Genomic DNA, 1,290 nt, shown 5'->3' on the forward strand with positions numbered 1-1,290 from the left:
CGTACGTTCTCGACACCAGCGTGCTCCTGGCAGACCCTCTCGCCATGACGCGCTTCGAGGAGCACGAAGTCGTCCTGCCGGTGGTCGTGGTCACCGAGCTGGAGGCCAAGCGCCACCACCCTGAGCTGGGCTACTTCGCCCGCCAGGCACTGCGCCTGCTCGACGACTACCGGATCCGGCACGGCCGCCTCGACGAGCCGATCCCGGTGGGCGAACTCGGCGGCACGATCCGGGTGGAACTCAACCACTCGGACACCTCGATACTGCCGGCCGGCTACCGCATCGGCGGCGGCGAGGCGGACACCCGCATCCTCGCCGTCGCCCGCAACCTCCAGGCCGAGGGCTACGACGTCACCGTCGTCTCCAAGGACCTCCCGCTGCGGATCAAGGCCAGCTCCGTCGGCCTGCTCGCCGAGGAGTACCGCGCCGAACTCGCCGCCACCTCCGGCTGGACCGGCATGTCCGAACTCCACGTCTCCGGCGACCAGGTCGACGCCCTCTTCGGCGCCGGCCACGACGCCACCGTCGAGGTCGACGGCGTCGACGAACTGCCCGTCCACACCGGACTCGTCCTCACCTCCGAGCGCGGCCGGGCCCTGGGCCGCGTCGCCGGCGACGGCCGCGTCCGCCTGGTCCGCGGCGACCGCGAGGCCTTCGGCCTGCGCGGACGCAGCGCCGAACAGCGCGTCGCCCTCGACCTGCTGCTCGACCCCGAGGTCGGCATCGTCTCCATGGGCGGACGCGCCGGCACCGGCAAGTCCGCCCTCGCCCTCTGCGCCGGCCTCGAAGCCGTCCTGGAGCGCCAGCAGCACCGCAAGGTCATGGTCTTCCGACCGCTCTACGCCGTCGGCGGCCAGGAACTCGGCTACCTGCCCGGCTCCGAGTCCGAGAAGATGAGCCCCTGGGCCCAGGCCGTCTTCGACACCCTCTCCGCCGTCACCAGCCCCGACGTCATCGAGGAGGTCATCTCCCGCGGCATGCTGGAGGTCCTGCCCCTCACCCACATCCGCGGCCGCTCCCTCCACGACGCCTTCGTGATCGTCGACGAGGCCCAGTCCCTGGAGCGCAACGTGCTGCTCACGGTGCTCTCCCGGATCGGCCAGGGCTCCCGCGTCGTCCTCACCCACGACGTCGCCCAGCGCGACAACCTCAGAGTCGGCCGCCACGACGGCGTCGTCGCCGTCGTCGAGAAGCTGAAGGGCCATCCGCTGTTCGCCCACATCACCCTCACCCGCTCCGAGCGCTCCCCGATCGCCGCCCTCGTCACCGAGATGCTGGAGGACATCCAGC

At 71.6% G+C, this 1,290-nt stretch carries 1 protein-coding gene; it reads left to right on the forward strand.

The annotated features are described in order from the left end of the window. A partial coding sequence (locus IE329_RS39855) for a PhoH family protein (RefSeq protein WP_190215962.1) occupies positions 1-1,290 on the forward strand: 1,290 nt, incomplete at both ends.

The organism is Kitasatospora indigofera, assembly GCF_014655955.1.
In the GTDB taxonomy this organism is placed as follows: Bacteria; Actinomycetota; Actinomycetes; order Streptomycetales; family Streptomycetaceae; genus Kitasatospora; species Kitasatospora indigofera.